The sequence below is a fragment of the Photorhabdus akhurstii genome (genome assembly GCF_018448925.1).
Lineage (GTDB): Bacteria > Pseudomonadota > Gammaproteobacteria > Enterobacterales > Enterobacteriaceae > Photorhabdus > Photorhabdus akhurstii.
The window spans coordinates 12,819-28,613 of the sequence record NZ_RCWE01000007.1 but is presented as its reverse complement, the minus strand read 5'-3'; the positions used below and the strand labels follow the sequence as shown (position 1 = coordinate 28,613).

The window sequence follows — 15,795 nt, the reverse complement described above, 5'->3', positions numbered from 1 at the left end:
TTGTTATGAGATATCCGAGGGAATATATGGGATTAATCACAGAATGGCTGAGTGCTATTAACGGGGTAGTATTGGGAGTACCGATGATGGTCGGTCTTCTGGGGGTTGGATTGTTTATGCAGCTCCGTCTCTCTTTTCTTCCTATACGTAAATTGGGTACGGGTTTTAAATTACTATTTGAGCGTAATCATCAGCGGGGAGAAGGGCAGATATCGCCTTTCAATGCATTGATGACTGCGCTTTCTGCCACCATTGGGACAGGTAATATAGCTGGTGTAGCTACTGCGGTTGTATTGGGAGGGCCAGGCGCACTGTTTTGGATGTGGATAACTGCATTAGTGGGCATGGCAACCAAATATTCAGAGGCGGTACTGGCAGTCCGTTTCCGTGAGGTTGACAAAAATGGTCACTATGTTGGTGGCCCCATGTATTACATAAAAAACGGTTTAGGTAAAAAATGGGCCTGGTTGGGGACGCTGTTTGCGGTATTTGGCAGTATTGCTTGTTTCGGTATCGGCAATACCGTACAGGCAAATTCTGTTGCTGATGTGCTGCAAAGTAACTTCGGCGTTTCTACCACGGTAACGGCCGTAGTATTGGCGATTCTGGTTGGTGCAGTGCTTATTGGGGGTATTAAACGTATTGCTGATGTCGCAGGCAAATTAGTGCCATTTATGACGGTTGCTTATCTTGCCGCCGGGATTATTGTTCTGGGGGTGAATTTTAGTGAAATTCCCGCGGCATTTGTTCTGATTGTTAAATCTGCATTTACACCTGTTGCGGCACAAGGTGGCTTTGCGGGTGCGGCAGTATGGGCGGCAATTCGTTTTGGTGTAGCTCGTGGTATTTTCTCTAATGAAGCGGGATTGGGAAGTGCGCCGATTGCTCATGCAACAGCCAAAACCCAAAACCCGATTCGCCAGGGGTTGATCGCTATGTTAGGTACTTTCATCGATACCATTATCGTTTGTTCTATCACTGGCTTAACTATCGTCATTACTGGTGGTTGGTTGAACGGTCAGACAGGTGCGACACTGACAGCGACTTCTTTCGCTATGGCGATTCCCGGCGGCAACTATATTGTCGCAGGCGCTCTGGTAATATTTGCCTTTACCACAATTCTTGGCTGGAGTTTTTACGGTGAAAAATGTACTCAGTATCTATTTGGGCAAAAAGCTATCACGCCTTTCCGTGTCGTATGGATTATCGCTTTGATGGTAGGTGCTACTCAGTCATTGGATTTTGTCTGGTTATTGGCAGATACATTGAATGCGATGATGGCGATACCGAATCTGATTGCATTAGCATTGTTGAGTCCCGTTGTTTATCGGCTGACAAAAGAACACATTAAAGATGTCAATGCGGATAGTGTTGATATTAAAGCAAATATCTGAATAAAAGCCTTCCGTTTGGAAGGCTTTTCCATCACAGATTGAGATTATTCTTCACTGGTTTTGATATAGATGTTTTTGATCAGCGTGTAAGAATCCAACATCATTTTATGTGTTTCTCTGCCAAGACCTGATTTTTTGTAGCCGCCAAATGGTGCATGAGCTGGCAGTTCATGGTAAGTATTAATCCACATACGGCCAGTTCTGACAGCTTTAGCTACACGTAGTGCACGGTCGATATCCTGTGTCCAGACAGCGCCCGCCAGGCCATAATCAGAATCATTTGCCATTCCGATGACCTCTTCTTCTTCGCTGAACGGAATAACGGTCAATACAGGGCCAAAAATCTCTTCGCGCGCGACTCGCATGTCATTAGTAACGTTGGTAATAATGGTTGGCTGGATAAAGAAGCCATCATCATAACCTTCCCCAGTAATGCGTTTGCCGCCCGTGAGAATGGTTGCGCCCTCTTTTCTCGCAATATCGACATATCCAAGAATTTTTTCCATTTGTTCCTGGCTAACTTGGCTTCCCATTTGAGTATCTTTTGCTAACGGGTCACCAACCTGGATGGATTCGAATTCTACTTTTAAGGATTTGAGGAATTCATCATGAATATCTTTATGCAAGAATAACCGGGAACCTGATTCACACGCTTGACCCTGATTCAGCAAAATCGCTCTGGCTGCATATTTTACTGCCTTTTTCATATTGGCATCAGGGAAGATAATATTGGCTGACTTACCGCCAAGTTCCAGTGTTGCAGGGATCAGCTTTTTGGCTGCGGCTTCGGCTACGGTATAACCTACTCTGGTGGAACCAGTGAATGCCACTTTTTCGACATCTTTGTGATCCAGAATGGCTTGACCAACAACTGAACCACGGCCTGTAACAATGTTAACCACCCCGGCTGGCAGGACTTTATCCAATATTCGACCCAGTTCAAGCAGAGTGATTGGTGTCAGTGTTGCCGGGTTAATCACAACGGTATTGCCTGCGGCAAGAGCAGGAGCCAGTTTCCATGCTGCCATCAGTAGTGGGAAATTCCAGGGAATTACCTGCCCGACAACACCAATGGGTTCACGGATCACCAGGCTGAGTGTATTGGCATCCAGAACTGAAGCTTCATCGGTATGGGAACGGATCACACCCGCAAAATAGCGAAAATGGTCAATGGAGGCCGGTAGATCCATATACAGGGATTCATTTAATGGTTTGCCGGTATCCAGTGATTCAAGGATGGCAAAACGTTCTTGTTCTGCTTCTAGTAAATCAGCAATTTTCAGTAAAGCTGATTGTCTTTCGATGGCGGAGGTTTGACTCCAGGCGTGGAAAGCTTTTTTCGCGGCGCAGACAGCAAGATCGACATCTTCCGCATTACCGGATACATATTCAGCCAGTAATTCCCCTGTCGCCGGGTTATAACTTTTGGTTGTCGCTTTGGATACACTATCTACCCATTGCCCATCAATAAGCATTTTGTAGGATTCAACGGGCAACATCTCTTTCTCAATATCATGTAATCGTTTCATTAATATACTCCGAGTACTTTGGTTTAAGAATAGTTACATCGAGAATCTATCTCATTAGGTTATTTTATTTTCCATTCTTGTTAGTAAAGAGAGAATGATTCTCTGTATATCATGTATATAGCCTGATTTCTGTACTTTACCTGTGTATATGATTTATTGACAATAATGGCCCTGAATTACTGGGATAGATGCTTAATTAACAGGTTTTATATAGTTTCATTATGTGAATATATTTTTACTTTATATTTATTACTTAACCTAATTTATCTTGTCATGTTTTATATTTTTTTTAGCATCAACTATAGTAGAGCACAAAATAATAGATGTCTATTAGCACGTTATATAAAATATTAGGTATATTAACGAACGGAAATTATAAATGAATGGTGAAACTAAGTATCCGTTGGCGTATTCCAACGGATTGAAAAGAAATATTATTTTGCTGTAACCCAGAATATCCCGTTACCGTCAAGAGCGGTAAAGGTTTTATGCAGATATAGGCTATCAGCTTGTGGATCGATATCTTCAAATAACTTCGGATGCAGGAATTTAGCAATGATTTCAACCGCAATGATGTTAAACGGCGTATCGTAATATTGGTGGTACAGTGCTATTACTTGTTTTTCGCGAAATGCTCTTAATACGCTTAATTTAGGGCGTGTCAGTAATTTTTTCAGTCTTTCCTGTGACTGTTTTAGATTGCCGGTGTAGCCTAATGGCACAGAGAAACTTCCGGGATGGACTTTATCCCAATCTGCGGCGGTCATCAGATAAAACTCAGGATTACTGACGATTAATTGTTCTTCGTTTACCTCACCATCCATACCTGAGAACCAGCGAGCACCGAGGTTATCACCTCCGGCGGCCGTAACAAATTCGCCAAAATTGCCATTTCCGAAAGTTTTACAGCAATATTCAGCACCTAACATACCTGCGTGGCGTTCGATAAACACCGGAGGACGCTGTTCTTTACCTAACGTACCAACGCGTTGGTTAATAATTTTCATCCTCTCTTGATAAAACTCAATAAATTTTTGTGCATTTTCTTCTTTACTAAATACTTTCCCAAGTAAAACCATACTTGGAATCGTATTTGTTAGCGGATATTGACGGAAATCGATAAAGATAACCGGAATGCCCGCTTTTTCCAGTAAAGTTATGGTTCCACTATCATTGAATTTAGTTTGAAGACCAATATCAAAGATAACCAGATCGGGTTTATAAGTCAGCGCTTTTTCGACGCTAAAATCGTTTTGATAAGGGCTAGGGAATACCGGAATATCCCGCAATTGCGGGAAGTCTTTTTCATAAACAATTGCTAAATCTGGAGATTTAATTTCCAGTGCATTATCCCAGGCAACAATACTTTTAAGCGGATTATCAGGATGAAGAATATTTAGTGCAATCAATGCTCGGCTGTCAGCCAGCATAACCCGATTAACTGGCGCGTTAACTTTAACCTTCCGGCCCGCAACGTCTTTGACTGTAATTTCTTTTGCTTGCGCAAAGATAGACAGTAGCATCAATATGGCAGTCAGAAAATATTTTGCAGTGCGGTGGATGATTGCCATTATTTCTCCTTTGAATAAAGAATGTTCTTGGTTGAACCGCATAATTTGACAAATTGGGCCCACATCTATTTATACTCATCTTGAAATGATAATGATAACAATTTACATTAATCAAATAATTTTAGTGACTTTGGTAAAATAATATTTTGATTTTTTACTATTTTTAAATAATAACAATGAGTTGAGTGGTATTCCTGAGTTGAAAATAATTCTCATTTGGTGAAAAGTTATGGGGGTGGTTGGCAAAAAAACAGACTAAATTTGCCAAATTTTCTGGCAGATTGTGATGATTCCAACTACATTATTGATCTGAATATCGATAATTACTGTGGTCGTATCTGGGGCTATCATGTTGTCGGTTGGTCGGGTGTTTTAGTCGTCTGATAGATTTAATAGGCAGAAAGTCGTTTTTTATGCTGTTGAAGAAATAACAAGTGATGATATTTTGGTATTGTTGTTGCCAATCACAAGGATAATCATGCTGGAATAGCATGATGAGAAATTTCATCTTATTGCTATTCTTTATCTATTTGGCTAATTATAAACGGCTTATTGTTTCTGCTTCTGTTATTATTCCCTTGTTTAATATTCTGTGGGGGGATGAATATGAAAAAATTGTTAGTAATTTGTTTGTTAGGATTTGTATTAGCTGGTTGTGATAACCAACCTAAAATTGATGCGTCTAATGAAATCTCGTTGAAAGTATCCATTGAGAAAGTAAGAGATACGCTACCTGATGATAAAAAAGCGAAGTTTGATGAGTCAATTCAATCAGCTATGTTTAATAGTATCGATTTTAATGATTTGGTTAAATCAGGTGCTAATGGTGACATGAAAGAGTCGAAACAGAAGTTCTATAAATTGCTGGATGGTAAAACCGCTGACCAATTGATTGCTGAAGTTGAAAAAATTGAAGCTAAGAGATCAGAAAATGAGTAATTCCTTCATGGGATTATTTGCATTAAACGGCAATAAGGTGGAAATCTATGCCGTTTTTTTATTATCATCAATAACTTAAATGGAACTTAAACAAGCCAATTTTCAAATTTGAATTATTACGACTATTGCTTATAATGTGCGCCGCATTCTAAGTGCAGTATCTCGTTAGGCGAGGCTCCTATACAAACACAGGTTGCTGATCTCACGACGTCGAGAGACGCCCAAGATTAGGACAGGATATATCGAACCAAGGTATATCCCCATGTAACTTTCTGATAATTCAGGATACGTTGTATAGTGCTAAAACTGAGACGTAGAGATAGCTGTTGTATTCTCTCATCTGGTTTCGCCCCTATGTGAGTGCTGTTTGAAGTTCACAACAGTAATAGGGACCAACATCATGAAAACCACATCCCATGAAAAAATGGATGCATTAGCGATTGCTAATCATTCTATTAATGAAATAAATGCTGATCAGCAGCGGAAACACCAACTGAAAAATGAAGAGACAACTGTCAGCGCATATATGAGCCAATGTTTCATTTCTGTATCTGTTGCTGATTCTGTGTTGTCGGTAAAGAGTAATTTGATTAATCAGCTTGAGGGTGAACAGATCCCAACTTATTTATATGTCATTGATGATGAAGGCTATCTCAATGGCATATTACCGGTGAAAGTGCTATTAACTGTAGCCGATGATTTATTTGTGTCAGATATTATGAGGCAAAGCTATTTTTCCGTATCACCGGAGCAGTCGCGTCATGATGTTTATAGTTTGATAAATCACAGTGGCATGGATAGTGTTCCGGTCATTCATTTTGGCAAATTAGTTGGGGTGCTACGACCGCAGGATATTGCTGAGCTGATTGAAGATGAAAATACGTTGGATGCTCATTTGCAGGGGGCAACTTTACCTCTGGATCAGCCTTATCTGAGCACCAGCCCAATAACATTATGGCGTAAGCGTGCCGGGTGGTTATTATTGCTATTTGTTGCAGAAGCTTATACTGGTGCTGTGCTTAAAGCATTTGAAGATCAATTGGAAGCGGCAATTTCTCTCGCGTTTTTCATCCCGTTATTAATAGGAACGGGGGGCAATAGTGGGACACAAATTACTTCAACCTTGGTCAGAGCAATGGCTCTGGGGGAAGTGAGTTTGCGTAATTTAGGGGCAGTGTTACGTAAAGAGATTTCTACTTCATTTTTAGTTGCGGTAACGATAGGTTTTGCTGCGCTTATCCGTGCTTGGATATTAGGCGTCGGTATTGAAGTGACAATTGTTGTTAGTTTGACCATCATTGCCATCACCCTATGGAGTGCCATTGTTTCTTCTATTATTCCGATGGTATTGAAAAGGCTTTCTATTGATCCGGCTGTTGTATCAGCTCCTTTTATTGCCACGTTTATTGATGGTACAGGACTGATTATCTATTTCGAAATAGCGAAATTAGTGATGACAGAACTCGTTTAAAATTACCAATAAGATACCCATATTCATTGGGTATCTTATTGACTGGATAAGAGTTTATTCCATATTAATATCTTTTTATTAGGAGTGTAAATAGGGTTTTTATTTAAATAAACTTAATGTTTTTATATGTTTAATGTTGGGTTTAATCATCAATAAATATAAATAAAATGAACTGATTTAATATGGTGAAATATATATTAAAAATCACTTGGTTAAATAAAATAAGTTATTTTCTGTTTTTAATGAATTGATTTGTTTTATTTTTCATTAATCGATATTATTTAGATATATTTTCAAATGGTTTATTTTTAATTTTAAATTTATTTGTGGTAATAAATTAGGTGTTTTTTATTATATTGAATATGCCTGAGGTTTTAATAAAACTCTATTTTACCCCAAGCATAATCAGTGACGCGTGTCATAAGGCCAACTGCGTCCACAGAAGAATCTCTTTAAGTTAATAAAAATTTCTCAGGTATATAATGATAAAGATTATTGACTCGACAATATTCTTCTAATTGAAGAGTGGAGTTAATGTTTATTTTATGATATATCCTGTCTGTATGGTTTTCAATTACACTAGGATCAAGATTCAATATTGTTCCCATTTGATTTATTGTGTATTTCTGTAAGAAAAGGAAAATAATATCCCATTCACGATCAGTAAAAAGATCTGTCGGTGGTTGGAGTAAAATGGATGAGGGAAGTTTATTATGATATTGATACAGACTAATTAGTGAATAATCCTTCGCTTTCCAACAATGATATATAACGCCTATACAACTTCCATCATCATGATAAAAAGGCATCTTTTCACAGAAATAAGATGATAGAATTTTCTCTTTACCAAATAGATGTGTTTCAAGTGAGCATATTTTTTTCCCTTTTTTCATTACTTCTTGATCATGATGAATATATTCCTTTGCAAATTCAGCGCCATCCCAAGGGAGTTCATGATCATAAAGCCCATTGTAATCAAATGATTGTGAGAAATTTTTGATAGAACTTAACGCTTTATTACCATAAATAAAACATGAAGAACTATCTTTTACTCCCCAAGGTTCGTTGCTTATTTCCATTGTATTGATAATCTGAGGTGATATCGTACAGTTCTTCATAAAAACTCCTTGATAATTTGAAGATTAAATAAACATTCTACTATGGGATTCTCTGGTGTTTTCTGGGATATAGCAATAAAATTGACTTTTTTCATAAGAATTTTCTAGTTTTATGTATTATGACGGATTGAATTGCTGTTTATCATATTTAAAATAACGGGTTATAAATAAGATTTCAAAATAGTGCTACATCTTATACCATTCATAATTCTATGTATAACAATGGGTTGAAGAAGGCTATGTGTAGCATAATTACGAAACGTTATTTATAGTAATACCTGGCAATCTGTTAGTTCAAAAGTACATTTATTGGTTAATTGATTATCTTACACGTTCAGATTCATTCTAAGGAACTTCATGATTGTAAAGCTTTCTACAATCAAATAATTTCTCAATATTATGAGTAAATTCTTTTGTTGCTGAATTACCGTAAATAAAGTACGGAGCACTACTTTTTACTCCCCACGGTTCATGATTTTTTTTCCATATGTTAATGAGTTGCGGAGCGATATTTGACATAAAATGCATTATTGAATATCTATCTATTTTAATGTAATTTTTTATTATAGAAGAATTAAGTATAATGTTTAAATAGGACTGGTTACTTAATCGTATCCTTAAATTTCCGGTTTTTTTAGATAAACAAGTATATTCCATACGAGTTTCACTTACTTTATCTTTAAAAATTTTTTGACACTTGGCAATGGGTTATAAACAAGACCAAAAAGCGATACACAAGTCACATTTTTACACTTCATGAAACCGGTTACATGAACAGCAAACTCATCTCACATTCCATTTGAAATAAATTCATTACTCTATACTTCCGACTATGAGGGAATTCCCTTATAGAATGAATAGCTGTTCTTGCTAATTATTGAAATATTTTTCTATATTGAAGGCCATATATGAGTCAAATCACCCCTCAGTTAACGAATATGTGGGATAAAAGCCATGAATCATGGTTTGTAAAAGATAGGAATCTTCGTTTTATATATGCAAATAAAGTGTTTATCAAATTAAGTCAGCTACCTGAAGACTTTGATGTCATTGGATATACTGCTAAAGAATTACCTACACCGTTTAATTATCTTGCTCACCTTTTTGAAAAGCATGATCGTAAAGTCTTACAATCTATGCAACGAATATCATCTATTGGGGCTGATTTGCAAAGCAATGATCAACAATTTAAACCCTATTTTTGTGAAAAATACCCATTAATGGATGAAAATAACCAATGTATTGGAATAATTTGTCGCATTAAAGAAATAAGTCATTTTTCAGTACAAAATTATATTAAAAATTCCTCTTCTATATCTGTTAGGTTAAGGCCACCCAACGATATACTGACAGAGAAAGAGTGGATTGTGATTTTTTTATTCTGCCGAGGTGTTAGCAATAAAGATATTGCTAATGAAATGAACATTTCATGCCGTACCTTGGAAAGATATTTCCAAAGTATCTATGAGAAATTATCAATTAGATCAATTATTGAATTGAAACTTTTTTGCGAAAAAAATGATTATGATCTTTATATTCCACCAAAATACCTTAAATCTATGAACTATTTCCTGCTATATTGAAGGCGCTACTTCTGTTCTAGCTTTTCTGTCACTTAATCAAGGGGAATGATTTAAGTGACAGAGAGACATGACTTTCAGTAGATAGTGACATGGATCACCTTCGTAGCCAGAGCTAAGGATTTCATCGTTGGTATATTTGTCGGTATATTGAAAATCCTATCATGTTCATATTCCCAACAGTTCTTATTCTATTGTTAAGCCGTTCACTCAATATTATTAAGATAAACCCAATTCACATTATTCTCTTGAAATAAGGTATACAAATCCTTTCATGATAATTTGAATAAATTGAGATATGATTCTTCTTCATATTTATTTTGTATAACCGCTGAGGAAAAATTATGGCCACAATGAAAGACGTCGCCCATCTAGCTGGAGTATCTGTGGCCACTGTAAGCCGTGTTATTAATAATACCGCTTATGTTGAACCGGGCACTCGTGAGCGTGTAGAGAAAGCCATGCGTGAGTTCAACTACCATCGTAATTCTGCCGCGCTTGCATTAGCGAAAAGGTGCGGGAATATGTTGGGTTTACTCACCGGCAATTTGGCTGATCCCTTTTTTTCGCTTTTGGCTCGCGGGGTTGAAACAATCGCCCGGCAGAAAGAAGTAAAACTGATGGTTTGTAGTGGAGGACATCAAGCTGAACTCGAGAAATCGGCCTTAGATTTTTTAATCAACCAAGGATGTGAAGCAATAGTAGCGCATATTAGTAGAATGAGTGACATAGATGTATTACGTTATGCAGCTCATATACCAGGATTAGTGGTTATCAATCGATATTTTCCTGCTATCGCCAATCGGTGTATCTGGTTAGATAATGTCAGTGCTTCTCAGGTTGCTACCAACTATCTTCTTCAAAACGGTCATCGAAAAATTGCTTGTGTGACGGCAGATCTACCGATCGATGATAGAAGGCTTCGTCTGGAAGGATATCAGGCTGCAATGGCTAATGCAGGTATCACAGTACCTGGCGATTGGGTTATTAGTGTGCCATTCAACGAAAAAGGTGGGGAATTAGCAGCAGAAAAGCTCTTAGAAAGTCGCATCGACTTTACCGCGGCAGTAACATTTAATGATGTCATGGCTGCCGGTATGATGCGATCCTTACATCAACGGAAAATTAAGTTACCGGAACAACTGTCGATTGTTGGGTTTGATGATATTGTTCCGGCCCGATATCTCTATCCCCCCTTAACTACCGTACACAACCCAATAGAAAAAATGGCTCAGCGGGCGGCTAATCTGGCATTGCAACTCAGTGCCAAAAAAGAAATAACGCCACAAATGAATATGTTCTCAGCCGAACTAGTTATCAGAGATTCTGTTTTTTTAATCGAGTAATAAAAAGCGTCGTAATAAGCGTAAAAGTGATATACAGATCACATTTCACAACTCATGAAACCAGTTACATGAACAAGTAATCTTTGTCACATCTCATTCGAAATAAATTCATTATTCTGTTTCAACAACCACCTGAAAATGGAGTTTTAATATGGATGATAAGAAAAAACTTAATTTGGGACTTGCTATGTTGCCAATCGCAGCAATGCTCTTATTGTTAATTATTGGATATGGTCAACTGAGTTTACGCATCGAATCCCTATTGCTGATATCAGCAGGAATAACAGCAGCCTTGGCATATTGGCAGGGTTATCGCTGGAATGACATTATCGATGCTATTGTGGCAAAGCTAGCTAAAGCGATGCCGGTAATCATGATACTGATTTGCGTCGGCGGGTTAATTGGGACCTGGATGTTCAGCGGAACGATACCTTATATGGTTTACTGGGGATTAAAGCTGATTACTCCTCAATACATACTGATTGCTGCTTTCTTTATTACGAGTGTTATCTCAGTTTGTACCGGTACGTCATGGGGGTCAGCCGGAACAGTTGGTGTCGCTCTGATGGGAGTCGCTGCTGGCCTTGATGTGTCTTTGGCTGCGGCAGCCGGAGCGGTTGTTTCAGGCGCATATTTTGGCGATAAAATTTCACCGTTATCTGACTCAACTAATTTTGCCGCTATTGTTGCCGATACTGATCTTTACAGTCATGTTCAACATTTGATGTATACCACTATTCCCGGCTTTGTTTTAGCTGCTATCGTTTATTTTATTGCTGGTCATACAAGCTTAACAGGTAACGTGGCAACACCTGAAAAAGTCACAGAAATCGTACAATCTCTTGAAAGCCTGTATCACTTCAATTTATTGCTGATTTTGCCACCGATACTGGTTTTGTGGGGAGCAATAACAAAACGTCCGGTGATACCCGTCATGCTTGCTGCCTGTGCATTAGCTATTGTACTTGGCATAGGTTTCCAAGGGCTCACCCTTAAACAGGGCCTTAATGCGTTGATAGATGGTTTCAATCTCTCTATGTTCTCTGATCAGGGACATAACATTACCGGAGTCGTTAGCGATGTTCCCCGTCTGCTCAATCGGGGTGGTATGTTCTCAATGATGGGTACTATCCTGCTTGTATTTTGTGCATTTGCGTTTGCTGGCGCTTTAGCGCTCACTGGCTCCTTGACCATCATCATTAACCGGCTTCTACAAGTTGTTCATACAACCGGGCAACTTATTGCTGCAACCTTGGCAACAACTATTCTGGTGACGGGTGCCACCTGCGACGGAAAGTTGGCTCTCCTCATCCCGGCGGAGCTGTTCAAAGGGGCTTATCGTCGCATGGGACTGGATAATAAAAATCTGTCACGAACAATAGAAGATGGCTGTACTGTCATAGAGCCGTTGCTTCCCTGGACTTCTGCCGGTATTTACATGGCGACTACATTGGGCGTCAGTACGCTTGAGCTACTGCCCTGGGCTATCCAGTGCTATGCCGCCGTCTTCTTTGCTCTCATTTATGGTTTTACTGGTTTCGGTATCGCAAAAATCACGCCGGAAAACTCCCTGAATAAAAAGGAAATCCAAAGTGAAATTGCCTGATTTCAACCAGATAATTGATCGCTACAATACAAGCTCTGTTAAGTGGGATTTTTTAAATCGTCACTTGCACTTAAATAAGAGTGACCTGCTGCCAATGTGGGTGTCTGATTTCGATTTTCAATGCCAAAAAGAAGTCCTGCAAGCGCTTCACTCCAGGGTTGACCACGGTATTTTTGGTTATAGCGAACGCGACGATTGCTATTACCAAGCAGCAATAGATTGGTTTTCAAGACGCCATAAATTGACCTTGTACCGCGATTGGTTTACATCGATAGAAGGCGTCATACCCGGATTGGCTTTATTGATACAAATGCTCAGTAAACCGGGGGAAGGTGTCATTGTACAGGGGCCCTATTATGCTTCATTCGCCAAAATTATTACTATGAATGGCAGGGTAGTTATTGAAAACCCTCTACTTGAAAGCTCGGAAGGTTATAAGATTGACTATGGTCATTTAGAGCAAATGTTAGAACAACACAGGCCACCTTTGCTATTGTTATGTAACCCACATAACCCTACTGGCCGATGTTGGAATAGTGATGAACTGCTCCAGTTATTAATGCTCTGCAAAAGATACGGGACGACGGTAATTTCCGATGAAATCTGGGCTGATTTAATTTTGCCTTGGGGGAAATTTACCTCAATACTGCATTTGGGGAGTGAATGGCATAGCAACGTTATTGTTGCTACCTCGGCAAGTAAAACATTTGGACTTTCATCACTCCGTATATCAAACTTTCTCATTCCAGCTCCCGAACTTCGACGAGCCTTTATCGATCGGTTGAATGCTCATGGACTAGACGTATTTAACGCGCTATCTATGACTGCGGCTACAGCCGCATACCAACATGGGGATGTATGGCTTGATGGGTTACAGAGTTACCTGGCGGAAAATCGTTGCTGGTTCGAGCAAGCTTTAACGTCTGCTGCTCCTTGGTGCCGAATGACAAAAGCGGAAGGTACATATCTGGCTTGGTTGGACTGCCGTGATTTAGGTCTGGATGATGATACTTTGCAACGGGCCTTACTGCAAAAAGCCAAAATAGTCGTTTCAATGGGATTGAATTTTGGTGATCAAGGGAAAGGGTTTATCCGAATAAACTTGGGGTGTCCTCGTCAATATCTTGAAAAAGCAATTACTGGTTTAGTCCAGCTAGCATCATAAAATAAAAAGGTATCCACGGAATTTGGCCTGATTATATATTTTAGCCAGAGCTTGATAACAAAGTAGGGCGTTAATAGCCCTGCTTTAATTCTATGCTCATACCTGAAATTTTCCATGAAGAAAGTTTCAGGTAATGAGCTCTCTCTCATTGGTTTTATATGAGAAGCTCATGTTAACTTTGAAAATGACAACTCATTTAAAATATCTGCTCGGCCATATTTCGCAAGGTTCACAATTTAAAGCGGTAGCAATTAGCCGTTCACCTTTGGGCCACGGACGGTGTAGCGCATTACTTAAGGTAGATGATGCAAGCCCCGCTTCTCTTGAAATAGTAGAAAGATTTGTCCCTTGTTTTTTTAATGCTGCAATAATATCAGCCGGGTGCCAGTCGTCTTTTATAATCATTCCTTATTTTCCTCTCAATTTGGTTATTCAAGGTGCTATGTTCATACTCTCTCTTCAATTTGATATTTTTATATTTCTACAGCTTTTTCCCTGAGTCCGCACAGGCGCGGAATGTTAAAAAATAGCTGTACTAAGAGATTAAACCCCACCAAGTACAGCCAAATATTCTCCGAATAGAAAATTGTCTAACGATAAAAAGTTCATAAATGAACTCTGATTGTTCAAAATTAAACTTTAAATGTGCAGAAATGTTCTTTTTAGATCGCTAGAGTATTCAAAAAGTTTAGTTATTTTTGGAAATGTTGGAAGCGGATGAAATACTTTAATGAATGTCTTAAGCTCTTCAGTTACAGGGAATGGCACCAACTTAGTTAGCTCAGAGAATTGGTGTGCAAGGGGGTATATTTCAAAACTTCTAAATGATCACGCATCACACCTTGTCCATATCCATTGTAAAAATTACACGATCATTATCACCGAACCTCCTGTCATTGCTTACTCAGTTGTCTATCTTATAGACAATAAGACAATTAGTTTTAATGAGTTGCTAGGTTAGGTAAATTCAATTTTTAAATATTTATTAACTGATAAAATCAATCATATAAATAATATTTTATCAAAATAATAACTTTTTTTATATTTTGTGGTATTTATAATGTTATCTTAAAATTAATAAATTGTACACTTTTTGACTGGATTATTGTTGTGATATATTATATGGTTAAGCTGTTTTAAATATAATTCAGATGACAATTCATTCAGATAATGCCTTAATGATAATTAAGTGGTTACTATGTCAAATATAATAAAGGAACAATAGCATGAATAATAAGTTAATTATTTCACCTCAAGTTATTAACACATTGGCAATCAGTAACGATCCTTGGGGAATAAAAGATAAGAATTCGTGTTTTATTTATGGAAATAAAGCGTTGAACTCCATTAAAGGTTTTTCTGATTCATTTGATTTCGAAGGATTTTATGATGATGAGCTTCCTTGGGATGGAGCTGAGTTTGCAAAAGAATATATTCATCATGATCAAAAGGTAATGAAAGAAGAAAAATCATATGTTTCACTCGAAACCCATATTTGGGGAGGAATAAAAACATTATCCTCTTATTTCTGTGAAAAATTACCTATTTATCATGAAAATGGTGAGTGTCTTGGAATTATCTATCACTTGTGGAAAGCCCAAGATTATTCATTAACACGTTTATATCATGGAAAACTCCCTGCATCTATTATATTTCAACCACCGACCAATTTATTTACCCAACGGGAATGGGATGTCATTTTTCTCTCTTTACATAAATATACCAGTAAACAAATTGGTAGAATATTAAATATTTCCTACCGTACTGTTGAACACTATACAGCACAAATATATAGAAAGATTGGTGTTAGGTCTGCTCGGCAATTGGAAGAATACTGTCGCTTTAATGATTATGATCTTTATGTACCAGAAAGATTTTTACATTCTGAAAGTAGTATTTTGGTTTGAGTCTCAAGTCCTAGCAATGCTCACAAGAGGAAATAGACGAACTGAGTTATCGTTATATGTCGTATTTACCGGAAAAGCGTGCATAACTTATTACGCAATAACCTCCTTTACTGTGCGTTTTAAGGAAGAAACGGCAGTAAATACCCTTTATTACCGCCTAAGAACTATC

At 38.1% G+C, this 15,795-nt stretch carries 13 protein-coding genes and 1 riboswitch; of the genes, 9 read left to right on the top strand and 4 right to left on the bottom strand.

The annotated features are described in order from the left end of the window. Positions 1-26 precede the first annotated feature (26 nt). Positions 27-1,394, top strand: coding sequence for an alanine/glycine:cation symporter family protein (locus EAE93_RS10310; protein WP_036809114.1), 1,368 nt, complete (start codon positions 27-29; stop codon positions 1,392-1,394). A gap of 44 nt (positions 1,395-1,438) precedes the next feature. Here EAE93_RS10310 and EAE93_RS10305 read toward each other — a convergent pair whose 3' ends face one another. After that, positions 1,439-2,923 (bottom strand): aldehyde dehydrogenase family protein, encoded by a 1,485-nt coding sequence (locus tag EAE93_RS10305; protein WP_036809118.1) that lies wholly within the window; start codon positions 2,921-2,923, stop codon positions 1,439-1,441. Between the two features lie 434 nt (positions 2,924-3,357). Continuing rightward, positions 3,358-4,494, bottom strand: coding sequence for an ABC transporter substrate-binding protein (locus EAE93_RS10300; RefSeq protein ID WP_044467059.1), 1,137 nt, complete (start codon positions 4,492-4,494; stop codon positions 3,358-3,360). Between the two features lie 219 nt (positions 4,495-4,713). On the opposite strand from EAE93_RS10300, the gene EAE93_RS10295 reads away from it, so the two are divergent. From EAE93_RS10295 to EAE93_RS10285, 3 genes are all read left to right on the top strand, one after another. Further along, entirely contained in the window at positions 4,714-4,878 is a 165-nt protein-coding gene (locus EAE93_RS10295; RefSeq protein WP_160297699.1) for a hypothetical protein, read from the top strand. 222 nt (positions 4,879-5,100) lie between these two features. Next, entirely contained in the window at positions 5,101-5,433 is a 333-nt protein-coding gene (locus tag EAE93_RS10290) for a DUF6694 family lipoprotein (RefSeq protein WP_036809121.1), read from the top strand. Between the two features lie 154 nt (positions 5,434-5,587). Then, positions 5,588-5,759: riboswitch (M-box (ykoK) riboswitch) on the top strand. A gap of 74 nt (positions 5,760-5,833) precedes the next feature. Beyond that, positions 5,834-6,904, top strand: a complete 1,071-nt coding sequence (locus tag EAE93_RS10285) for a magnesium transporter (protein ID WP_040150166.1) — start codon at positions 5,834-5,836, stop codon at positions 6,902-6,904. A 452-nt stretch (positions 6,905-7,356) separates the two neighbouring features. On the opposite strand, the gene EAE93_RS10280 is transcribed toward EAE93_RS10285, so the two are convergent. Continuing rightward, positions 7,357-8,022, bottom strand: coding sequence for a PAS domain-containing protein (locus tag EAE93_RS10280; protein WP_214039613.1), 666 nt, complete (start codon positions 8,020-8,022; stop codon positions 7,357-7,359). 908 nt (positions 8,023-8,930) lie between these two features. Between EAE93_RS10280 and EAE93_RS10275 the strand changes: the two genes are divergently transcribed. The 4 genes from EAE93_RS10275 (at position 8,931) to EAE93_RS10260 (ending at position 13,719) form a co-directional block, all read left to right on the top strand. Further along, complete coding sequence (locus tag EAE93_RS10275; RefSeq protein WP_036809132.1) at positions 8,931-9,605, top strand: helix-turn-helix transcriptional regulator; 675 nt, start codon at positions 8,931-8,933, stop codon at positions 9,603-9,605. Between the two features lie 341 nt (positions 9,606-9,946). Further along, the gene (locus EAE93_RS10270; RefSeq protein WP_036809135.1) at positions 9,947-10,948 is read left to right on the top strand and encodes a LacI family DNA-binding transcriptional regulator; all 1,002 of its coding nucleotides are present in this window, start codon (positions 9,947-9,949) and stop codon (positions 10,946-10,948) included. A gap of 151 nt (positions 10,949-11,099) precedes the next feature. Further along, positions 11,100-12,554 (top strand): Na+/H+ antiporter NhaC, encoded by a 1,455-nt coding sequence (nhaC, locus tag EAE93_RS10265; protein ID WP_036809138.1) that lies wholly within the window; start codon positions 11,100-11,102, stop codon positions 12,552-12,554. Continuing rightward, positions 12,541-13,719, top strand: coding sequence for a MalY/PatB family protein (locus EAE93_RS10260; protein ID WP_036809141.1), 1,179 nt, complete (start codon positions 12,541-12,543; stop codon positions 13,717-13,719). Before nhaC ends, EAE93_RS10260 begins: the two co-directional genes overlap by 14 nt. Before the next feature lie 192 nt (positions 13,720-13,911). Here the strand turns inward: EAE93_RS10260 and EAE93_RS10255 are convergent, their stop codons facing one another. Continuing rightward, complete coding sequence (locus EAE93_RS10255; RefSeq protein WP_036809145.1) at positions 13,912-14,124, bottom strand: helix-turn-helix domain-containing protein; 213 nt, start codon at positions 14,122-14,124, stop codon at positions 13,912-13,914. An 821-nt stretch (positions 14,125-14,945) separates the two neighbouring features. On the opposite strand from EAE93_RS10255, the gene EAE93_RS10250 reads away from it, so the two are divergent. Beyond that, positions 14,946-15,626: a helix-turn-helix transcriptional regulator gene (locus EAE93_RS10250; protein WP_214039612.1), complete on the top strand. Its 681-nt coding sequence runs from the start codon at positions 14,946-14,948 to the stop codon at positions 15,624-15,626. Positions 15,627-15,795: the final 169 nt, after the last annotated feature.